This is a genomic window from Bradyrhizobium liaoningense (genome assembly GCF_018130955.1).
Lineage (GTDB): Bacteria > Pseudomonadota > Alphaproteobacteria > Rhizobiales > Xanthobacteraceae > Bradyrhizobium > Bradyrhizobium liaoningense_C.
Genome location: NZ_JAFCJM010000104.1, coordinates 1 through 16,152 on the forward strand (window position 1 = coordinate 1; position 16,152 = coordinate 16,152).

The following is a 16,152-nucleotide window of genomic DNA, read 5'->3' on the forward strand; positions in this document are numbered from 1 at the left end:
GTAAGTCGCGCAAAGTGCCGCTCATACCCAACACTGACGGTCTCCCAACCATCATGTTCGAATTCACGAAAGGCGCCAGGATTGCGGGAACTCTCGATGGCCATCGCTTCCTCCCGACGGAAAAGGCCCCATAGGTCCAGCTATATACACGAGTTGACGAATTCGAGTATCGTCAACGAGGGCCGAATCTTCGGGGGTTGCACGACCGACCTCAAGCTGACCCGCGCATCGGTTCGCTTCTGCTCATGGCCCATCGCGTCGGTTAGCAAATGTCCGCTCTAGCGCCGCTTCTGGGTGTTAAGCGGACCGGAACAGCATTGCCTAACGGTCACGATCTATGGGTACGCGAGTGCTTCGCGAATGTGTCCCTGACTACTACCGCTCGGGCTTCTCGGTTATTTCTCGCGCCGCCAACTGAAGCTCAAGTTCTCTGAGCTGTTCGACCAACTTCTCTGCGATCTCTTCATAGTCGGATGGCGTCAGTGAATGCACGCCTCGCAATGCCAGCTCCTTCTGAAGGATCGTCGCCATGATGGCTTTGACGCTCATGGAGCCTTCTGAAAATTCACAAAATACAATGTGAAGTAGACGCCAAAGATCGATGACACGCAACATCAAGAGCTTGCCTCGTGCCCCGTACGACTACGGGCAGCACCGCCAATGTTGCGCTGCGAAGCGGCGGCTCCTTGCGCGACATCAAAGCGCTTCGCGCCGATCGCCGTAACTTGCGCATGTAGCCGAACAACCTCTTGTCAGGCTGCTGAGGTTATGAGGCCCGGCTCCTAGGCTCACCGGGCCTCGCCTTAACTGCTGATCCGCGTCGCGCCCTGGTTCACTGCGTGCAGGTTTCGCCAGGCCAAGTGCGACAGGAGGCTCGACATGCCCGCCAAGAATTTCGCCGACGACCTCAGCGCCACGGTGCTCTATGCACTAGAGACAACGCGTGCAATCACGATCTGCCCCTTCCATTCTGATTTAACCATCCGCGTCGGTGATGATGCGGCCGAAAGCCATGCCTTCGAGCGCGCCAAGAGGATCGTCAGGAGCGATGGCGCGAATTGGGAGCCGAAGGCCCTTAGGGAAGAGATTGGTCGGCAGCTCAGCGAAGCCGCAGACGGTACATGTCCCCGCTGCGCGTCGCGTTAATCCGAATGCAAAACCCGATCGGTACCGAGCTTGTTACGGGTCACTTCTTCAGCAGTATTCTCATCGCTCTTGCCATTCGCCTCACTGATCCAGCGTGACGGCCCAACTCGGCCGCTATTTTCGACACGCCTACTCTTGCTCGGGCCAGCTTGACCAATTGCTGGACCTCGCGCTCGGCCCATTGCTTTGGCTACGGTGTTTTCATCTAGGGGCGCTCACACTCGCCCGACTTAACCAATCCGTCTGGTCGCCAACACTTGGGAAAATTACGGGTGGCGTCTGCCCATGATCAACATCCGACGCGTACCAGCCGACGGCGGTTGCCTCGGCCGCTGGCGCTCCGCTGAGCGCCTATCACCTCGCCGTATTCCGATAGCCCATGGCCGGTGTTCGCGGAGTATTCCAATTGAAGTCCGGCCGCACCTCAGCGCCTCGCCTGCCGCACGCCGAGCAGACGAAGCGCGGCTCGATGTCCGATAGCCTCACGTCATCCGGCCAGCGGTCGGCGCTCAGGGTCACGGAGTGGCTGCAACTATAGTCGGCGCAATAGACCAAGACGCCACGCACGCCCATCTGGCGCATGTCGCCGAAGGTGATCTTTTGGGGCCGCATGCGGCCGATCAAAGCGCCGCTAGAGCCCGGCGGCAAATTGTCAATCTGTTGGGGATTGCGACGGCGCCGGACTACTGGGCATGGTGGGTGTGGATAGGGTCCGCTGTCGCGGGTAAACCGGACCTGCCTTGTGCGAGCGTCGGACCGCCGCTTTTGACCCCGAGCCGACATCGGCCGGATCGAAATCCCGCAATGGAGCGGGCTCCTTCAGCGCCTTGAGTTGATATGTGAACCTCGCAGGAGCCGGAACATACTCACACATAGGCGGTAACAATTCGCTCGGTGCTGGTCGTGCGCTGGATTTCGCTAATCGGCTTTATCGCGCCTATGGGGGTGTGGCTGATGCCATTGCCGGCGGCGGGGCGGACCTCGACGGGCGTTACGCGAATTCTCCACTCAAGCCGTGGTTTGACCAACTGAAGAGCCGCAACGGCCTCTGCTGTTCGTCCGCCGACGGCTTCGTCGTCGAAGACGCCGACTGGGAAGCGAAGAACGGTCACTATCGCGTGCGAGTGCCAAAGAGCCCCGACTCCAAAGTCATGGTGTGGATCGATGTGCCGGACACTTCCGTTATCAGCGAGCCTAACAAGGCCGAGCGGACCATGGTCTGGCCTGTCTATTTCGACGACGATACCGACGACGAGGACTATCCATACATATTCATCCGCTGCTTTATGCCAGGGAGTATGACCTAGATCGGCAGCTCTTACGCCGACGAGGCGATGGGTGAGGCGAAGAGAGTCTCCTCCTGGCCATAGCTGACACCTGAAACATACGTTCGTGCTGATCGGGTTGAAGCGGGCGTCGGTCATTGCCCGACTTCTTCCATAACAACTGATATCCGAAGCAAGCTTTGGCCCAGACGGATGGGAGATTTGTCCTCCTCTAAGGTCAGCCTTAGTTTGAAACCTGGGAGTTCCGTCGACGAATTTTGCGATCCCGTCACCCCCTCCTGAGGCACTGGGATTGAACGACGGCCGAGGCGTCAATAAATTTCTACAGCTCTATCGAACCGGTGCCCCTGCTCGGGGCGCTCAGTTCCTCGGCTTGCATGTCGCCTGCGATCGGTATGAAAAAGTGAAATCCGTGCCGGAGATGGTAGTGAAATACCAGTTCGCCGAATTTGAGGTCGATCTCAGCCAGCAAGAGCTACGCCGGCGTGGCGAATCCATTCATATCGAACCTCAGGTCTTCGATCTTATCGTTCACCTGGTGCGTAACCATAACCGCATTGTCAGCAAGGATGAGCTGGTTGACACCATCTGGCGCGGTCGAGTCATCTCCGAAGCTGCGCTCAGCAGCCGCATCAACGCTGCCAGGCGAGCGCTCGGCGACAACGGTAACGACCAGTTGCTTATTCGAACTGTGCATAAGCGCGGCTTTCGGTTCGTCGGGCCTGTACAGATTGGCGAAACGCCAGAGCAAGTTGGGAAGGGCACTCAGCTTAATCAAGATAAAAGTGTTGGTCCTGGAAGTGTCCCGATCTCCGTTTCCGTCGCTGCCGAAGTGCCCAACCTTGACAACGTCGTTTCGGAAACCGTCAGGGCTGAGGCCGTTGCGAAGCTGTCTATAGCGGTTATGCCGTTCGACAACATTTCGGATGACCCAGAGAACGACTACTTCAGCTATGGCTTAACAGAAGATGTTATTCGTCTTCTTGCTCGGAATCGTTGGCTGTCAGTTATCTCGCGGCACTCGACCATCGCATTTCAGGGTCGGACGACGGATGCACGAGAGATTAGCCAGCAGCTAGGCGTCAAGTATGTGCTGCGCGGCAGCGTGCGAAAGAACCGCGATGCGGTGAGGATAACAGCGGAGCTGGTGCGGGCAGCGGACGGGCAGCAACTGTGGTCAGACAAGTACGACCTGCAGCTTGAGTACATATTTGATATTCAAGACGAAATGGCAAGGCAGATCGCGGCAACGATCGAACCCGAATTGTCGAAGGTCGAGCAGCAGCTCGCCGCTCGCAAGGCACCCGAGAGCCTCAATGCCTGGGACTGCTACCAGCGCGGCCTATGGCACTTCTGGCGATTTACCACGCCAGGGTTCGATTCCGCTGAATCCTACTTTAAACGTGCGATCGCGGAAGATCCGCACTTTGCGCGCGGACATGGCGCTCTCAGCTACGTCAACCTGCAACGCGCGTTTCTAGATGACCCAAATGATCGTCCGGCGCGGCTTGAAACGGCATTGCGACAGGCGCGGGAGGCTGTGGCTCTCGACGATCTTGATTGCTTCTGCCAATGCGTACTGGGGCGAGCCCTGTGCCTGACACATCAGAATGACGAAGCGCTGGCGGCTCTAGATGTAGCCTTAGAGCTAAACCCAAGTTTCGCACAGGCCTATTTTGCACAAGGATTCAACTTGCTGTGGTACGGCCGAGAGACTGAAGCAGAGACTCTGCTTGACCGCGCAACCGTGCTCAGTCCGCGCGACAACCATCTTTGGAGCTTCCATCATGTTCGTGCTTGGACTCACTTTTCCCTTAGCGAGTATGACATAGCAGCCGAGTTCGCCCGACGGGCGACTCGACAAAGCAATGCAACGTACCAAGCATTTGCAGCATTGACCGCTTCGCTAGGTATACTCGGCGATAAGACGGAAGCAAAGGCTGCCGCTGCCGAGCTGCTGCGGCGCAAGCCTAACTACAACACCGAAATAGCCCGAAACGAGCTGTTCTTTTGCAATGATATAGATTTCATTGATCGATTTCTTGAAGGCCTGCGTTTGGCCGGCATTTCCAAATCCTAAGTTTGCCATTTGCGTGATTTGCAGGCGAAAGTCTTGGCCTGATCTGTTTGAGGCGTTGGCCGAAGTCAGCTTTTGATGTAGTGGACGACGTCCGCTCCCGGCACCGAATGTGCAAAAAGGCGATCGTTGAGGCAACGAAACACCGGAGGGGTCGTCCACATGCAAGTTAGCACCATCGGCGTTCCAAGTGCACGGCGTGGATAGTGCGGGGAAAGTCGTCATCGGCCGTCAGTTGCGGCGCAAGCGGCTCATCCACTTCTTTAGCAAGATTCCCCCTTGCCTGGTTGGCGTAAAACCCGCGGAACTGCTCATCATTAGGCGCGTGATGTCTCCCAACTCGGTCACGCCGTGCGTCTGATGCCGCCGAGTAATGTCAAGGGCTATGTCAAGCGGTCGAAAAACGATGCTGCCGACGCAGCCGCCATCTGTGAGGCCGTGACACGCCCATCGATGCGGTTCGTGCCGATCAAGTCGGTCGATCAGCAAGCTTTGCTGGTGTTGCGTCGAACGCGAGATCTCCTAATCCGTCAGCGCATGTAGCTATCAACGCGCTCCGAGCCAACCTTGCCAAGTTCGACCTCGTTGCGGAGATGGGACGCGAAAGTCTCGCGCATCTTGCCGCCGTCATCGCGGACGAAAGTAATCGCGAAGCTCTTCGGTCCGCGATGAAGCAAGCGCATCTACACTTGACGCCGAAGACGACCGCACCCTTCCGGACGGCAAGAACCCAAGCGAGAAGAGTCGTGGGATTTGGTCGAGTTCATCGCGAAGCCGCAAGGGGTTTGAAGTTCGGGGGGGAACCATTTCTCCTCCGTATGTATTCACGCGATTGAGAGCGCTGCGTGATCGTCTTTGCCTTATGCCGTCTCACCGCCTCAGCAAGAAATCAACGGCATCTAAAGGAATTCCGCATGCTGGCTTCAAGCATGCTCGTGCACGGGCGCGTATATCGATCTGACATTGGGCGAGCGCTAAGCCCGCAAGAGCAGAGTCAAGATTTACGAACCCCCTTACCTCAGATTTGTCACCAAAGGAGAACGAAATGACTATTACGACGAGTGCACGCGCCAAAGTCAATAATGGCGTCAATGTCGATGCGCTGTTAGGTGCCCGTACGGCACTCGAGCAGGCGCCTGAGGCGGCTCAGTTTAAGTGGCGGGCGAGCTGTGAATGGGTGAATGGCACGCACAGCCGCTCCGCTATCGGCAGTTTCTTCGGCCTCGGAGCCGAGCAGTCCCGCAACAAGACGTTCACCGTGGAGGCAGATCACCCGCAGGTCTTCGCATCCGAAGACAGTGCTCCGACTCCGGTCGAGCTCGTTCTGTCCGGGCTTGCGAGCTGTCTCACGGCAGGCGTTGCTGCGATTGCCCAGCGCCGCGGCATACAGCTGCATTCGGTCAGGGCTTCGCTCGAGGCCGACATGGATATTCAAGGAATCCTCGGCATCGACGACGAGGTGCGCAACGGCTTCGGTGCCATCCGCGTCCACTTCGACATTCGCGCAGATGCGAGCGAAGACGACATCAAGGCGTTGGTAGCTCAATCGCAGAAGCGGTCGGCCGTGTTCGACATCGTGACCAATCCGACGAACGTCTTCGTGACTGCTAACTGAGGATAACGGCTGGAGAAAGGGAGCGCGTGCTGTGAAATTTGCAACCGCCATCATTGTCGGCGCGGGCCAATCCGGATTGGCCATGAGCTGGCATCTTAGCACGCGTTCGATCGACCACGTGGTCCTCGAGCGCGGCGAGGTGGCCAACTCATGGCTGAAGGAGCGGTGGGACTCGCTTCGCCTTCTCACGCCCAACTGGCAAAGCCGCCTGCCGGGATACGCCTACAGTGGCGACGATCCGGACGGCTTCATGACGATGCCGGAGGTCGTCCGCTTCCTGCATCAGTACGCCAGTCTCTCGCGCGCTCCGATCGTAACGGGAGCGCGCGTCACGCGGGTGCGGCAGCAGGAGGCGGGCTACGAGGTCGAAACCAGCCTTGGTGCATGGCGCTGCCGCAAGCTCGTCATAGCAACCGGCGCCTGCAATCTTGCCTCGATCCCGCAGCTTGCCGCCGGTCTGCCTGCGAGCGTGGCCAGCCTGACGCCGCTGCAATACAGGAATCCCGGTCTCCTGCCTGATGGCGGCGTGATGATCGTCGGTGCCTCGGCAAGCGGCATTCAACTCGCCCGGGAGATCCGGGCGGCCGGGCGCAGAGTCGTGCTTTGCGTCGGCGAGCACGTCCGGCTGCCGCGAACCTACCGCGGGCGGGATATCCAGTGGTGGATGGACGTCATCGGCGCCATGGTCGTTCGATACGACACCATGGAAGAGGACATCGAACGGGCGCGGCGGCTGCCGTCGCTCCAGCTGATCGGAACGCCGGAGCGCGTGACCGTCGACCTCAACAGCCTGGGCAAGGCGGGCGTCGAGCTCGTGGGCCGCGTTGTCGGCCTTACTGACGGCAAGGCGCAGTTTTCCGGATCGCTCGCCAATCTCTGCGCGCTGGCCGATCTGAAGATGAACCGGCTGCTCTCCAGCATCGATGACTGGGTGAACGCGAGCGGACTCGCGCAACAGTTTCCCGCGCCGCATCGCTTTGAGCCGACCGATGTCGGGTCACAAACCAGGATCGGCCTGGACCTGAACGATGCCGGCATCGGTTCGGTGATCTGGGCGACAGGATATCGCCCCGACTACTCCTGGCTGGACGTCCCAGTGCTCGATCGCAAGGGACGCATCCGTCACGATGGCGGGATCGTTGCCGCACCGGGAATATATGTAATGGGCCTGCCCTTCATGCGCCGGCGCAAATCGTCCTTCATTGACGGAGCGGACGACGATGCTGCGGATCTCGCCGCTCACCTCGGCCACAACCTCAATCGCGCTGCCGCCTGAGAGCAAATGCCATGAACGGCCTACACAGTCTCGACTCAAATTATGACGCGGTCATCGTCGGCGCACGCTGTGCGGGCGCAGCCACCGCCCTGCTCCTGGCGCGGTCGGGTGCAAAGGTGCTGGTGGTCGACCGGCAGCCCTATGGCTCCGATACGATGTCGACGCACGCCCTGATGCGGTCAGCGGTCATGCAACTCACGCGCTGGGGACTTGCGCCGGATATTGCTGCGGCGGGAACGCCCGCGATTCGGTCAACGACGTTCCACTATGGCGACGAGGCCGTTCGGGTGGACATCAAGCCGGAGCATGGCGTCGATTGTCTGCTGGCGCCGCGACGCACCGTGCTCGATCCGTTGCTGGTCGATGCAGCCCGCGACGCCGGCGCGGCGGTTCGCCATGGCGTCGCTGTGTCCGAATTGCAATTTGCATCGAACGGCCGGGTGATCGGCGCTTCCTTGAGAGACGGCAGCGGTGCGTGCAGGACCGTCCGCGCCGATATCGTCGTCGGTGCGGACGGCCGCCAGTCGACCGTCGCACAATCAGTCAATTCAAGAGTCATCGTCGAAGGCTTCAACGCCTGTGGCCTTGTGTTCGGCTACTTTTCAGGCCTGGACCGCGATGGCCTGCATTGGCATTTCGCTCAAAACGCCGCGGCCGGCGTGATTCCAACCAACGGCGGTCACTGCGTCTTTGCGGCGGTTCCGGCTTCGCATTTCGTCGCGACATTTCGCGGCGATCTCATGCGCGGATTCCTCGGGGTGATGGCATCGAGCTGTCCCGAGCTGCGCGCCGGCATTGGCAGGGCCACGCTGACCGGCCGCTTGCGGAGCTTTGGGGGAGCCAGGAGCTACCTCCGGCAATGTCAGGGCGCAGGCTGGGCCCTCGTCGGTGATGCCGGCTATTTCAAGGACCCACTGACCGCACACGGCATCACGGACGCCCTTCGCGATGCGCAATTGCTGTCGCGCGGAGTCATCGACGGCAGCACAAGCGGGCTTGAGGCCTACCAGCGCGAGCGCGACGAGCTGTCCTTGCCGCTTCTGCGCACCACCGACGCGATCGCCTCCTTCATCTGGGACCTCGACGAGGTCAAGCAGCTTCACGCCGATCTGAGCGCTGCCATGAAGGCCGAGGCCAGTCACATCGCGAACTTGTACCAAGAGCCGTCCCACGCCGCATAGGAGCATGAAGATGTCGACCGATTCACCCTGGACTCGCACGCTGGCCGGCCGGCCCGTGGCAGGTCGCCGCGCGGAACGAAGCCGCACCACCACCATGCGCGATGTCGAAATGTTCACGGCGATGACGGGTGACAAGAACCCCATCCATTACGACCTCGAGCTGGCGGCCAGTTCGCCCTTCGGCGGGCTTATCGTGCAGGGCGGGGTCACGACCGGTCTCATGAATGCCGTCGTTGCCGAAGATCTCCCGGGGCCGGGGACGGTGTTCCTCGAAACCAACTGGCGTTTCGTCAAGGCCGTCCGGGTCGGAGAGACGATTACGGCAAGCGTCAAGGTCGAGCACGTCCGCGACGACAAGCCGATCTGCAAGCTGGAGACCGTTGTCCGCAACGCAAGCGGAGAAGATTGCGTGGTCGGAACCGCGACAACTTACACGATGCCGCTGTCGCAGCACGTGGCCGACGCAGGCGAAGTGCGCCATGGCCCGGTGACGGGTCATTGACGAATGAAGCAGCCTCGAATCAGGATCGGGACAATTGCTCTGACCGGTTTGGCGATGGCTGCGTTCGCGGCAAATTCAGTGCTTTGCAGGTTAGCCCTGTCCCATGCTGCGATCGATCCGGCCACATTTACCCTTGTACGCCTTGCGTCAGGCGCGTGCGTACTGTGCCTCATCCTGTCGCTTCGCCGAAAGCCTGAACCGTCCGGGGGATCGTGGCCCGCATCTGTAGCGCTGTTCGCTTATGTGGCCACGTTCTCCTTTGCATATGCCTCTCTGCCGGCCGGAACGGGATCGCTACTTTTGTTTGGTGCGGTTCAGACGACAATGGTCGGCTATGGGTTCGTCCGCGGTGAACGCTTATCCGCTTTGCAGTGGTTCGGATTAACAATCGCCGTCGCAGGACTGGCGGCGCTCGTTGCTCCCGGTGCGATGGCGCCGTCGGTGGCGGGCGCGTGTCTCATGTTGGCTGCCGGCGTTGCATGGGGCGCTTACTCGCTGCTTGGCCGTGGCATTACGGATCCCCTCAGCGCGACGGCCGGGAATTTCCTGCGTTCCCTGCCAATCGCAATTGGACTTTCTTTGTGTGTCCTATTGTTCGGCACGAACCTCACTGCCATCGGATTCGCTTGTGCGATCCTTTCCGGCGCTGTTGCGTCCGGGCTTGGCTATACAATCTGGTACGCGGCGCTCCCGGGTCTGACGCCTGCGCAAGGCGCCTCGGTGCAACTGAGCGTTCCGGTCATCACGGCATTGGCAGGCGCCTTAGTGCTCGGAGAAGCAATCTCCCTTCGCCTTTCGATATCATCGCTTGCAATACTCGGGGGAATTGCGCTGGTCTTCGGCAGTCGAGAAAGTGCGCCATCTCGTACCAGTTGAATGGCGATCGAAGACGTCACGCTAGCGGCGCCGCAAAACGGACTTTGTCAATATGTCCCGGAAATTCGCTTATTGTGAAGGGTTTCGGACGCCGGCCGCCGAACACGCGGCGCCGTCCCTCACGCGGCCGGCATCCGAAACCCTTCACACAACCGGACTCATGCACCGCAGCAAATAGCATCGCTATTCGATCACCTGGATGGCGGCACCATGAAGCCTAGGGCTGCTTGTCCGTCGGCGCAGCAAGTACGGCGCCGCCATTCGCACGACCGACTTTCGCTCCGTCAAATACCTCGTCCATGATTTCTCGGATGGTGCGGGCGCAGCGACCGCACCGAGCTCTGGTGCCAAGGCAGCTAAAGACATAGCTGGTGGTTCGGCGCGTCGCAGTGTTGGCGACAGTTCGCACCTCGGTGTCGCTTAGGACGTTGCAGGAACAAACGATCATAGGAGGTCCGCTCGCTCAATTCCTACGTCTGCTTTAACACGCAAAAAGCAGACATTCATCACGACAACGGTGACGTGCGCTAAGGGTCATTCACTGCGGAGTTAAAGCGGCCCCCAGAGCGCCCCACGGCCGCAAGCCTCTGAAAGCAGACACGATCTGCGCGTCACAACGCATGCTCGATGCTCTCACAAACCGAGGAGTACGATCATGCCCGACGAAGACAGCCTGTCTACTGAAGCTCGCCGCATACCCTGGAACAAGGTCAAGCTGATCGGAGCCAAACCTCCGCTGCGGCCAAACCAAGTCTGGTCGATCCGAACCCGGCTCCTGATCGAACGACGGACCCGCGACCTTGCCCTTTTCAACGTTGCAATCGACAGTAAGTTGCGTGGTTGCGACGTCGTCGCCTTAAGGGTCGAAGATGTTGCTCCGAATGGCTATGCGCTCGATCGCGCGACCGTCCGACAGAAGAAGACCGGCAGACCCGTTAAGTTCGAGTTGACTGATCAAACCCGGCAAGCCGTTGACGACTTCTTGAAGGAAGCCGGCAAGAGGCCAGGTGAGTATTTGTTCACAGGGCGCCGTGGGTGCGATCGTGCGATGACAACTCGCCAATATGCTCGCCTTCTTGCCGACTGGATGGCAAGCATCGGGCTAGATCCGAGGGTGTTGGCACACTCCCTGCGCCGGACCAAGGCGACGCTGATCTGCCGTCGTACGGGGAAATTTGCGAGCCGTTCAGCTCTTGCTCGGCCACACTAAGATCGAAAGCACGGTCCGCTATCTCGGCATCGAGGTTGACGACGCCCTCACGATTGCCGAACAAGTTGATGTCTGAATCACCAGGGCAGAGCGGACATGCTCTGCCCATCGGCCATCAGCCGCTTCTGGTCAACAACTGACCTTTGTTTTGATTTGCGTTAGCTTACGCTAGCCCGCCGATGATCTTGTCAACATCCGCTTCCGGGAACACCTTGACCGAGGTCGTCCGTACGTTCCCGATGGCGGCCAGCGACAAGAGAAACTTGGCCATGGCCTCATCGTCGGTGGCCTCAGCGTGGATGATGAGGTCATATGTTCCCATGGCGAGATAGCCGGCCTTGATGTCAACGCCAAACTTTTTGCCCAACTCCCTGGCGGCCGCTCGACGCTGCGGCATTTCCTTGATGGTCCGAACACCTTGCTCGGTGAAATTGCAGAGAAGCATGTACGTGGACATGGCGATTCTCCTTCCAAGAAGCAATGGATTTAACGGGTCCACGTCGTGGATTATGCCACACTGCCTGACCCCGCCCAACCACCAAGATCCCCCTGGGCGCTTCGAAGCGGCTAGGGGTCATTCTCGACCGAATTGGGCTGTCCGCGTGGCGTCCGGTTTAGCGCCGAGCAGCCGAAGTGCGGACTACCCTCAAGTTCGGAAATATTCAGGCGTCGCGCAAACCGTCGTGAAGGGCCATTAGCGACCATACCCCTTCCACAGTCTGATGTATCTTAGAGTTGAGCGCCGAGGTCTTACCGGAATTGAGGCCGGTTGTTTAAGAAATTATCCGGTTTCAGGAGCTTGCGCTGCAATGAAGTTGAAAACCAAGTTTTGGACGGCCGGCCTCACCGCCGCAATGGCGATCGTCCTCGCCCTGGGCGGTGTGGAACTTGTCGTAAGCCGGACAAAGGTTAGCCCAGAGGCAATTGAGTTATCGGTAATTCACGCAGATGACGCTGTCGAACGCGCGTGGAAGTTGCCGGCTGCCGCATCATTTAGCCATGCGGTTTCTTGGCAGTCCAACGCTTCTCTTTGCGGCCCGTCCAGTCTAGCCAACGTGTTTCGTTCGTTCGGCGAGGATGCCACAAGCGAGAGATCGGTTTTGGCCGGAACGGGCCTTTGCTGGACTGGTTTCTGCATAATGGGCCTGACGTTAGATGAGCTTGCTGGTCTCGCGCGTGCCAAGACACGTCGCAGCGTGACCGTACTTCGGGACATGAGTGCAGAAGAATTCCGAGAACATCTGAAGCGCTCCAATGATCCAGCCCACCGTTACATCCTTAATTTCGATCGGAAGATGATCTTTGGAGCGGGGAGTGGCCATCACTCTCCGATAGGCGGATATCTCGAAAACGAGGATCTGGTTTTCGTGCTGGACGTCAATCGCGATTACCGTCCTTGGCTTGTGGAGCGCACGCGCTTGTTCGATGCAATGAATACGTGGGATGGGGACAAGAAGCGTGGCCTATTGCTGATCGAGTAACATGCCCACTCGATCTAGAAGACACGCAGTGACGTGTGACGTCCAGATCTCGAAGAGTCGGAGTGGGTCATCCGCGCCGGACGCAGCCGAGGAGCGCCCTTGATGTAAGCGAGCGGGATCGACTTCGGCTTTGGGTCACGCCCGGAAGAACTCGGGTGGAGCATATCGAGTCTGCTTCACCCCCAAGGAGCGGACGTCTCGCGGACATGCCGGGTCGGCCGCTTGGGGCCATAAGCTGACCATCAGCCCTCGCGCACCCCGGCCAGCCGCAGGCCCTCATAGACGCGCTCGCATCCCGCGAGATACAGCGGATGGTTGCTTGGGGTGTTCGTGCGGTACCGACGGATAGTGAAACTCGGATTGAGCGCAAGGCCGGCCTGCGCTGTGGCCCGTGCTTCATCCAACTCACCGACGAGCGCCAACGCAGCCGCGAGATTGAAATGCGCAGCGGGATAATTTCGGTTGGCCTCAAGGCTCCGGCGTAGCCAAACAAGAGCTTCGGCGTCGGCACCCTGCCAAAATTTGGCGAGGCCAACAAACATACTCCAGACATAGACAAGTGTGTCGCGAGGAGAGAGACGGAGCGCTTGCTCCATATGGGCTTCGGTTTCCCCGCCCCGACCGAGAAAAAACTTCGCGACCCCAATGCCCGCGTGCGAGCGGGCCAAATTCCGATCAAGCGTCAACGCCCGCTGGCATTCTGCAATGCCTTGAGCCGCGCGGTTCGTAAAAATTTTCACAAGGCCCATGGTGTTGTGAGCCAGGGGATGGTTCGGTGCCAAGGATAGCGCCTTGGCGAGGGTTGTCTCGGCTGCGGCGAGACGCTCTACCCGATCGTCGGACACCAAGTTGGCACCAATTACGAAATTAGCCCATGCTCTGCCGACCAGCGCCTCAACATTTGTCGGTTCGAGTGCCAAGGCCCGTTCATAGAAGCCGCACGCTCGTGTCATATTTTCAGGTGTTCGACCCATGTTGAGCCAAACGGCGCCTTGGAAACACAAGTCAGTCGCGTCGGGATTGGGTGAGCGCTCCGCGCGGCGCGCTTCCAGAGCAAGGAGTTCGGCATCGAGAGCGTTGGCGAGCCTCGATACGATTTCGTCCTGCATATCAAAGAGATCGCCGATGGGCTTCTCAAAGCGCTCGGCCCACAGCTGATTGCCCGTTTCAGTGTCGACTAGCTGCACATTCACCCGGAGACGGTTGCCGCCACGCTGTACCGAGCCTTCAAGCACATAGCGGACGTTCAGCTCGCGTCCCAGCTTCAATACGTCTACGGCTTTGCCCTTAAACGTGAATGCGGTGTTGCGCGCAATTATGAACGCGCCACTGATGCGCGACAGGTCCGTGGTCAGGCTCTCGGTCACACCATCGACGAAGTAGTCTTGCTCGGGATCACCGCTGAGGTTGACGAATGGCAATACGACGATGGAAAGACGAGGCGGTGAAAACGTCCTTTGCGCCGTGCCGTCATTCCGCGTCAGCGAGTCAACCTGCGCAATGGGCCTCTGCTCTTGCACCACGCCAACGAAGCGAAAGCCTTTGCGCGCCAGTGTTTTGATTAGACGCTGCTTTTCGCCCGTATCACCGATTGCGTTGCGGGCGGCGTTGAGTCGGGTCGTCAGCGCGGCATCCGACACGCTGCGCCCATTCCAGATGGCGGTGATGAGTTCGTCTTTGCTGACGACGCGCTCCCGGTTGCGGATCAGGTAGTCGAGCAGGTCAAAGACCTGTGGCGTCACGGAGACGACAAGCGCCCCGCGATGCAGCTCGCGCCGGTCGGTGTCGAATGCGTACTCCTCGAAGAGATAGCGCAAGATGCGAATCCCGCTGGATGAGGGCCCCCGACAACCGGGTAGCGCTTTGGCCTCGCTGGACATCGCAAGAATAAGCTGCCGGTGAGGAAAATGTAAGCGGCCGGTCAAGCGTGCCTGCCGATATTGCGGCACCCTCGTGCCGGTGGAAAGACACCATCCCTGGAGACACCGCAATGAGCACGACGCACGGCACAGGATGGCTGGAACGGACGTCCGTATCGGCCCGGCATGTCTCGAGCTTCATCTGGAAATGTTGGGATCCCTTTCTGGAGCGCCGCGAACGCCAAAAATTGCGCGCCGCCTGGTCCAACTTAAGTGACAGGGATCTGATGGATATCGGCACCACGCGCGGCGAGATCGACTACGTCGCCTCGCACCGAGATATTGACCCGCGGGGCATCCGATCCGGGGAATGGCTGCGATACCTGCCAACGGTGGACGGCCATGTTGGGCCCACCGACTTCCGACAAGGGTCAATCGCGTCATTCTAGCGGTTAGCCAGCTACTTCCGATCTACCCCTGACTTCAGACATGTTGCTGCACTACGGTAACTGAAGCGATGGGCCAGCAGGGACGTTACCGGAGCGGCTGCGTTCGGCGCAAGCGAACGTTCGCCGCCCGACGTGCACACACTCGCAGCCCAAAGGAAGGCGTGAGCGACGAACAAAGGTCGCCCCGTCGGGCGACCTTTTCGTGGCAGCAAATAGCCGATCGACAGTCCCTCTAAACTGCTCCTCTTACGCGAGCAGAAGATCTCCGAAATGAGCTTCGAACACGTGCAACGCGCCATGCAAGCTGCGGGATTCGTTGCCTGGCGTTTCAGTGAGTCCGGTCTCAAAGCTTTGTATTGCCGCGGCAGCGAAGAGCTGCTGTTCGGCCGGGGGGAGCGTTGTTTGGAGATATTCACTTTCACCCGGCGTAGTTTCAATCTTGCCGAGAATGCCCAGAGTGGCAAACCCCTCATAGAGAAGTGCTTCGGGGTCGTTAGCGAACAGCGCCGGCTCTGACTGTGTTAGCGCATACATGCCCTCTAGCAGTTTCGCGTCTGCATCAAACGTCTGGAGTACGGTCGCAGTGCCATCTCTCAAATGTTGATAGACGAGATCGTGTGCATAAAAGAGCTGATCGAGATCGTCCTTTGGAGGATGAGCCAAGTAGTCGGCTGTTCCGAACTCGGGAGTCCTCCCACCTTCTTCGCCAGCAGAATAGTTTGGGCCACCATAGTTTCCGTAACTCGGAACAGGAATGCCATGCTGTGTGGAAGGCAGGACTGAGTTCGGATCAAAGCGTATCGTTACGTCCCAATTGATGTACATCGATACCTCCCTTTTTGTGGGCCACTTTGCCCTGCCGATCTAGCGTGACCGCATGTCGAAAACATGGAGCGGGCGCCGCTGCCTGCTCGACCGGTTCAAATCCTGTCTCGTGCAGGGTATAAGCGAGCTGCCGATCAGCAACGCGGCACCCAAGAGCTGCGGACACAAAAATATCTGCTGGTCAGCCGGGAGGCTGTAGCCTGTTGAACAGAACTGAACGTCTGCTATGTGTCGATTTTGTTGCAAAAGTCGGCTGTAACCGACGGATGTCTTTCGGCCATTTGGTAAGGCCGACCGGCTTTGATCCGCCGACCCTGACGCTCTCAACGCAACTCCTACGCTACGCAATGCACAGGGCATGAGCGGGTG

General features: G+C 59.2%; 17 protein-coding genes and 1 pseudogene. 12 read left to right on the plus strand and 6 right to left on the minus strand.

Annotated elements, in window-relative coordinates; translation table 11 throughout:
- Window positions 1–375 precede the first annotated feature (375 nt).
- Window positions 376–549 (minus strand): hypothetical protein, encoded by a 174-nt coding sequence (locus JQ632_RS37785; RefSeq protein WP_212407797.1) that lies wholly within the window; start codon window positions 547–549, stop codon window positions 376–378.
- Window positions 550–879: 330 nt separating this feature from the next.
- Between JQ632_RS37785 and JQ632_RS37790 the strand changes: the two genes are divergently transcribed.
- Entirely contained in the window at window positions 880–1,146 is a 267-nt protein-coding gene (locus JQ632_RS37790) for a hypothetical protein (protein ID WP_212407798.1), read from the plus strand.
- A 354-nt stretch (window positions 1,147–1,500) separates the two neighbouring features.
- On the opposite strand, the gene JQ632_RS37795 is transcribed toward JQ632_RS37790, so the two are convergent.
- On the minus strand, window positions 1,501–1,758 hold the full coding sequence (locus tag JQ632_RS37795) for a hypothetical protein (protein WP_212407799.1): 258 nt from the start codon (window positions 1,756–1,758) through the stop codon (window positions 1,501–1,503).
- A 335-nt stretch (window positions 1,759–2,093) separates the two neighbouring features.
- Between JQ632_RS37795 and JQ632_RS37800 the strand changes: the two genes are divergently transcribed.
- The 8 genes from JQ632_RS37800 to JQ632_RS37835 all read left to right on the plus strand — a co-directional run bounded on the left by JQ632_RS37800 (window position 2,094) and on the right by JQ632_RS37835 (window position 9,959).
- Complete coding sequence (locus JQ632_RS37800; RefSeq protein ID WP_312015707.1) at window positions 2,094–2,453, plus strand: hypothetical protein; 360 nt, start codon at window positions 2,094–2,096, stop codon at window positions 2,451–2,453.
- Between the two features lie 271 nt (window positions 2,454–2,724).
- Entirely contained in the window at window positions 2,725–4,512 is a 1,788-nt protein-coding gene (locus JQ632_RS37805; RefSeq protein WP_212407800.1) for a winged helix-turn-helix domain-containing tetratricopeptide repeat protein, read from the plus strand.
- Window positions 4,513–4,869: 357 nt separating this feature from the next.
- Window positions 4,870–5,052 (plus strand): transposase, encoded by a 183-nt coding sequence (locus JQ632_RS40560; RefSeq protein ID WP_409363542.1) that lies wholly within the window; start codon window positions 4,870–4,872, stop codon window positions 5,050–5,052.
- A 502-nt stretch (window positions 5,053–5,554) separates the two neighbouring features.
- Complete coding sequence (locus tag JQ632_RS37815) at window positions 5,555–6,124, plus strand: OsmC family protein (RefSeq protein ID WP_212407802.1); 570 nt, start codon at window positions 5,555–5,557, stop codon at window positions 6,122–6,124.
- A gap of 31 nt (window positions 6,125–6,155) precedes the next feature.
- On the plus strand, window positions 6,156–7,400 hold the full coding sequence (locus JQ632_RS37820) for an NAD(P)-binding domain-containing protein (protein ID WP_212407803.1): 1,245 nt from the start codon (window positions 6,156–6,158) through the stop codon (window positions 7,398–7,400).
- A gap of 11 nt (window positions 7,401–7,411) precedes the next feature.
- Complete coding sequence (locus JQ632_RS37825; protein ID WP_212407804.1) at window positions 7,412–8,581, plus strand: NAD(P)/FAD-dependent oxidoreductase; 1,170 nt, start codon at window positions 7,412–7,414, stop codon at window positions 8,579–8,581.
- 4 nt (window positions 8,582–8,585) lie between these two features.
- The gene (locus tag JQ632_RS37830; RefSeq protein WP_249152819.1) at window positions 8,586–9,083 is read left to right on the plus strand and encodes a MaoC family dehydratase; all 498 of its coding nucleotides are present in this window, start codon (window positions 8,586–8,588) and stop codon (window positions 9,081–9,083) included.
- A gap of 3 nt (window positions 9,084–9,086) precedes the next feature.
- Window positions 9,087–9,959: a DMT family transporter gene (locus JQ632_RS37835; RefSeq protein ID WP_212407805.1), complete on the plus strand. Its 873-nt coding sequence runs from the start codon at window positions 9,087–9,089 to the stop codon at window positions 9,957–9,959.
- 217 nt (window positions 9,960–10,176) lie between these two features.
- On the opposite strand, the gene JQ632_RS37840 is transcribed toward JQ632_RS37835, so the two are convergent.
- The gene (locus tag JQ632_RS37840; RefSeq protein WP_212407806.1) at window positions 10,177–10,407 is read right to left on the minus strand and encodes a bacterioferritin-associated ferredoxin; all 231 of its coding nucleotides are present in this window, start codon (window positions 10,405–10,407) and stop codon (window positions 10,177–10,179) included.
- Between the two features lie 207 nt (window positions 10,408–10,614).
- Between JQ632_RS37840 and JQ632_RS37845 the strand changes: the two are divergent.
- Window positions 10,615–11,245, plus strand: a pseudogene (locus tag JQ632_RS37845) (tyrosine-type recombinase/integrase).
- A gap of 87 nt (window positions 11,246–11,332) precedes the next feature.
- On the opposite strand, the gene JQ632_RS37850 reads toward JQ632_RS37845, so the two are convergent.
- Window positions 11,333–11,626: a GYD domain-containing protein gene (locus tag JQ632_RS37850; RefSeq protein ID WP_212407807.1), complete on the minus strand. Its 294-nt coding sequence runs from the start codon at window positions 11,624–11,626 to the stop codon at window positions 11,333–11,335.
- A 352-nt stretch (window positions 11,627–11,978) separates the two neighbouring features.
- On the opposite strand from JQ632_RS37850, the gene JQ632_RS37855 reads away from it, so the two are divergent.
- Window positions 11,979–12,650, plus strand: a complete 672-nt coding sequence (locus tag JQ632_RS37855; RefSeq protein WP_409363541.1) for a phytochelatin synthase family protein — start codon at window positions 11,979–11,981, stop codon at window positions 12,648–12,650.
- Between the two features lie 242 nt (window positions 12,651–12,892).
- Here JQ632_RS37855 and JQ632_RS37860 read toward each other — a convergent pair whose 3' ends face one another.
- Complete coding sequence (locus tag JQ632_RS37860; RefSeq protein ID WP_212407808.1) at window positions 12,893–14,467, minus strand: winged helix-turn-helix domain-containing protein; 1,575 nt, start codon at window positions 14,465–14,467, stop codon at window positions 12,893–12,895.
- A 173-nt stretch (window positions 14,468–14,640) separates the two neighbouring features.
- On the opposite strand from JQ632_RS37860, the gene JQ632_RS37865 reads away from it, so the two are divergent.
- Window positions 14,641–14,958 carry a hypothetical protein gene (locus tag JQ632_RS37865; RefSeq protein WP_212407809.1) on the plus strand — a complete coding sequence of 106 codons (318 nt, stop codon included), beginning with the start codon at window positions 14,641–14,643 and terminating at the stop codon, window positions 14,956–14,958.
- A 246-nt stretch (window positions 14,959–15,204) separates the two neighbouring features.
- Here JQ632_RS37865 and JQ632_RS37870 read toward each other — a convergent pair whose 3' ends face one another.
- Window positions 15,205–15,783, minus strand: coding sequence for a hypothetical protein (locus JQ632_RS37870; protein WP_212407810.1), 579 nt, complete (start codon window positions 15,781–15,783; stop codon window positions 15,205–15,207).
- Window positions 15,784–16,152: the final 369 nt, after the last annotated feature.

Bases quoted from the DNA above. Each gene is read 5' to 3' on its own strand.
- JQ632_RS37785 (WP_212407797.1), bottom strand. From the start codon at position 549: ATGAGCGTCAAAGCCATCATGGCGACGATCCTTCAGAAGGAGCTGGCA.
- JQ632_RS37790 (WP_212407798.1), top strand. From the start codon at position 880: ATGCCCGCCAAGAATTTCGCCGACGACCTCAGCGCCACGGTGCTCTAT.
- JQ632_RS37795 (WP_212407799.1), bottom strand. From the start codon at position 1,758: ATGCGGCCCCAAAAGATCACCTTCGGCGACATGCGCCAGATGGGCGTG.
- JQ632_RS40560 (WP_409363542.1), top strand. From the start codon at position 4,870: ATGCCGCCGAGTAATGTCAAGGGCTATGTCAAGCGGTCGAAAAACGAT.
- JQ632_RS37815 (WP_212407802.1), top strand. From the start codon at position 5,555: ATGACTATTACGACGAGTGCACGCGCCAAAGTCAATAATGGCGTCAAT.
- JQ632_RS37825 (WP_212407804.1), top strand. From the start codon at position 7,412: ATGAACGGCCTACACAGTCTCGACTCAAATTATGACGCGGTCATCGTC.
- JQ632_RS37830 (WP_249152819.1), top strand. From the start codon at position 8,586: ATGAAGATGTCGACCGATTCACCCTGGACTCGCACGCTGGCCGGCCGG.
- JQ632_RS37835 (WP_212407805.1), top strand. From the start codon at position 9,087: ATGAAGCAGCCTCGAATCAGGATCGGGACAATTGCTCTGACCGGTTTG.
- JQ632_RS37840 (WP_212407806.1), bottom strand. From the start codon at position 10,407: ATGATCGTTTGTTCCTGCAACGTCCTAAGCGACACCGAGGTGCGAACT.
- JQ632_RS37850 (WP_212407807.1), bottom strand. From the start codon at position 11,626: ATGTCCACGTACATGCTTCTCTGCAATTTCACCGAGCAAGGTGTTCGG.
- JQ632_RS37855 (WP_409363541.1), top strand. From the start codon at position 11,979: ATGAAGTTGAAAACCAAGTTTTGGACGGCCGGCCTCACCGCCGCAATG.
- JQ632_RS37865 (WP_212407809.1), top strand. From the start codon at position 14,641: ATGAGCACGACGCACGGCACAGGATGGCTGGAACGGACGTCCGTATCG.
- JQ632_RS37870 (WP_212407810.1), bottom strand. From the start codon at position 15,783: ATGTACATCAATTGGGACGTAACGATACGCTTTGATCCGAACTCAGTC.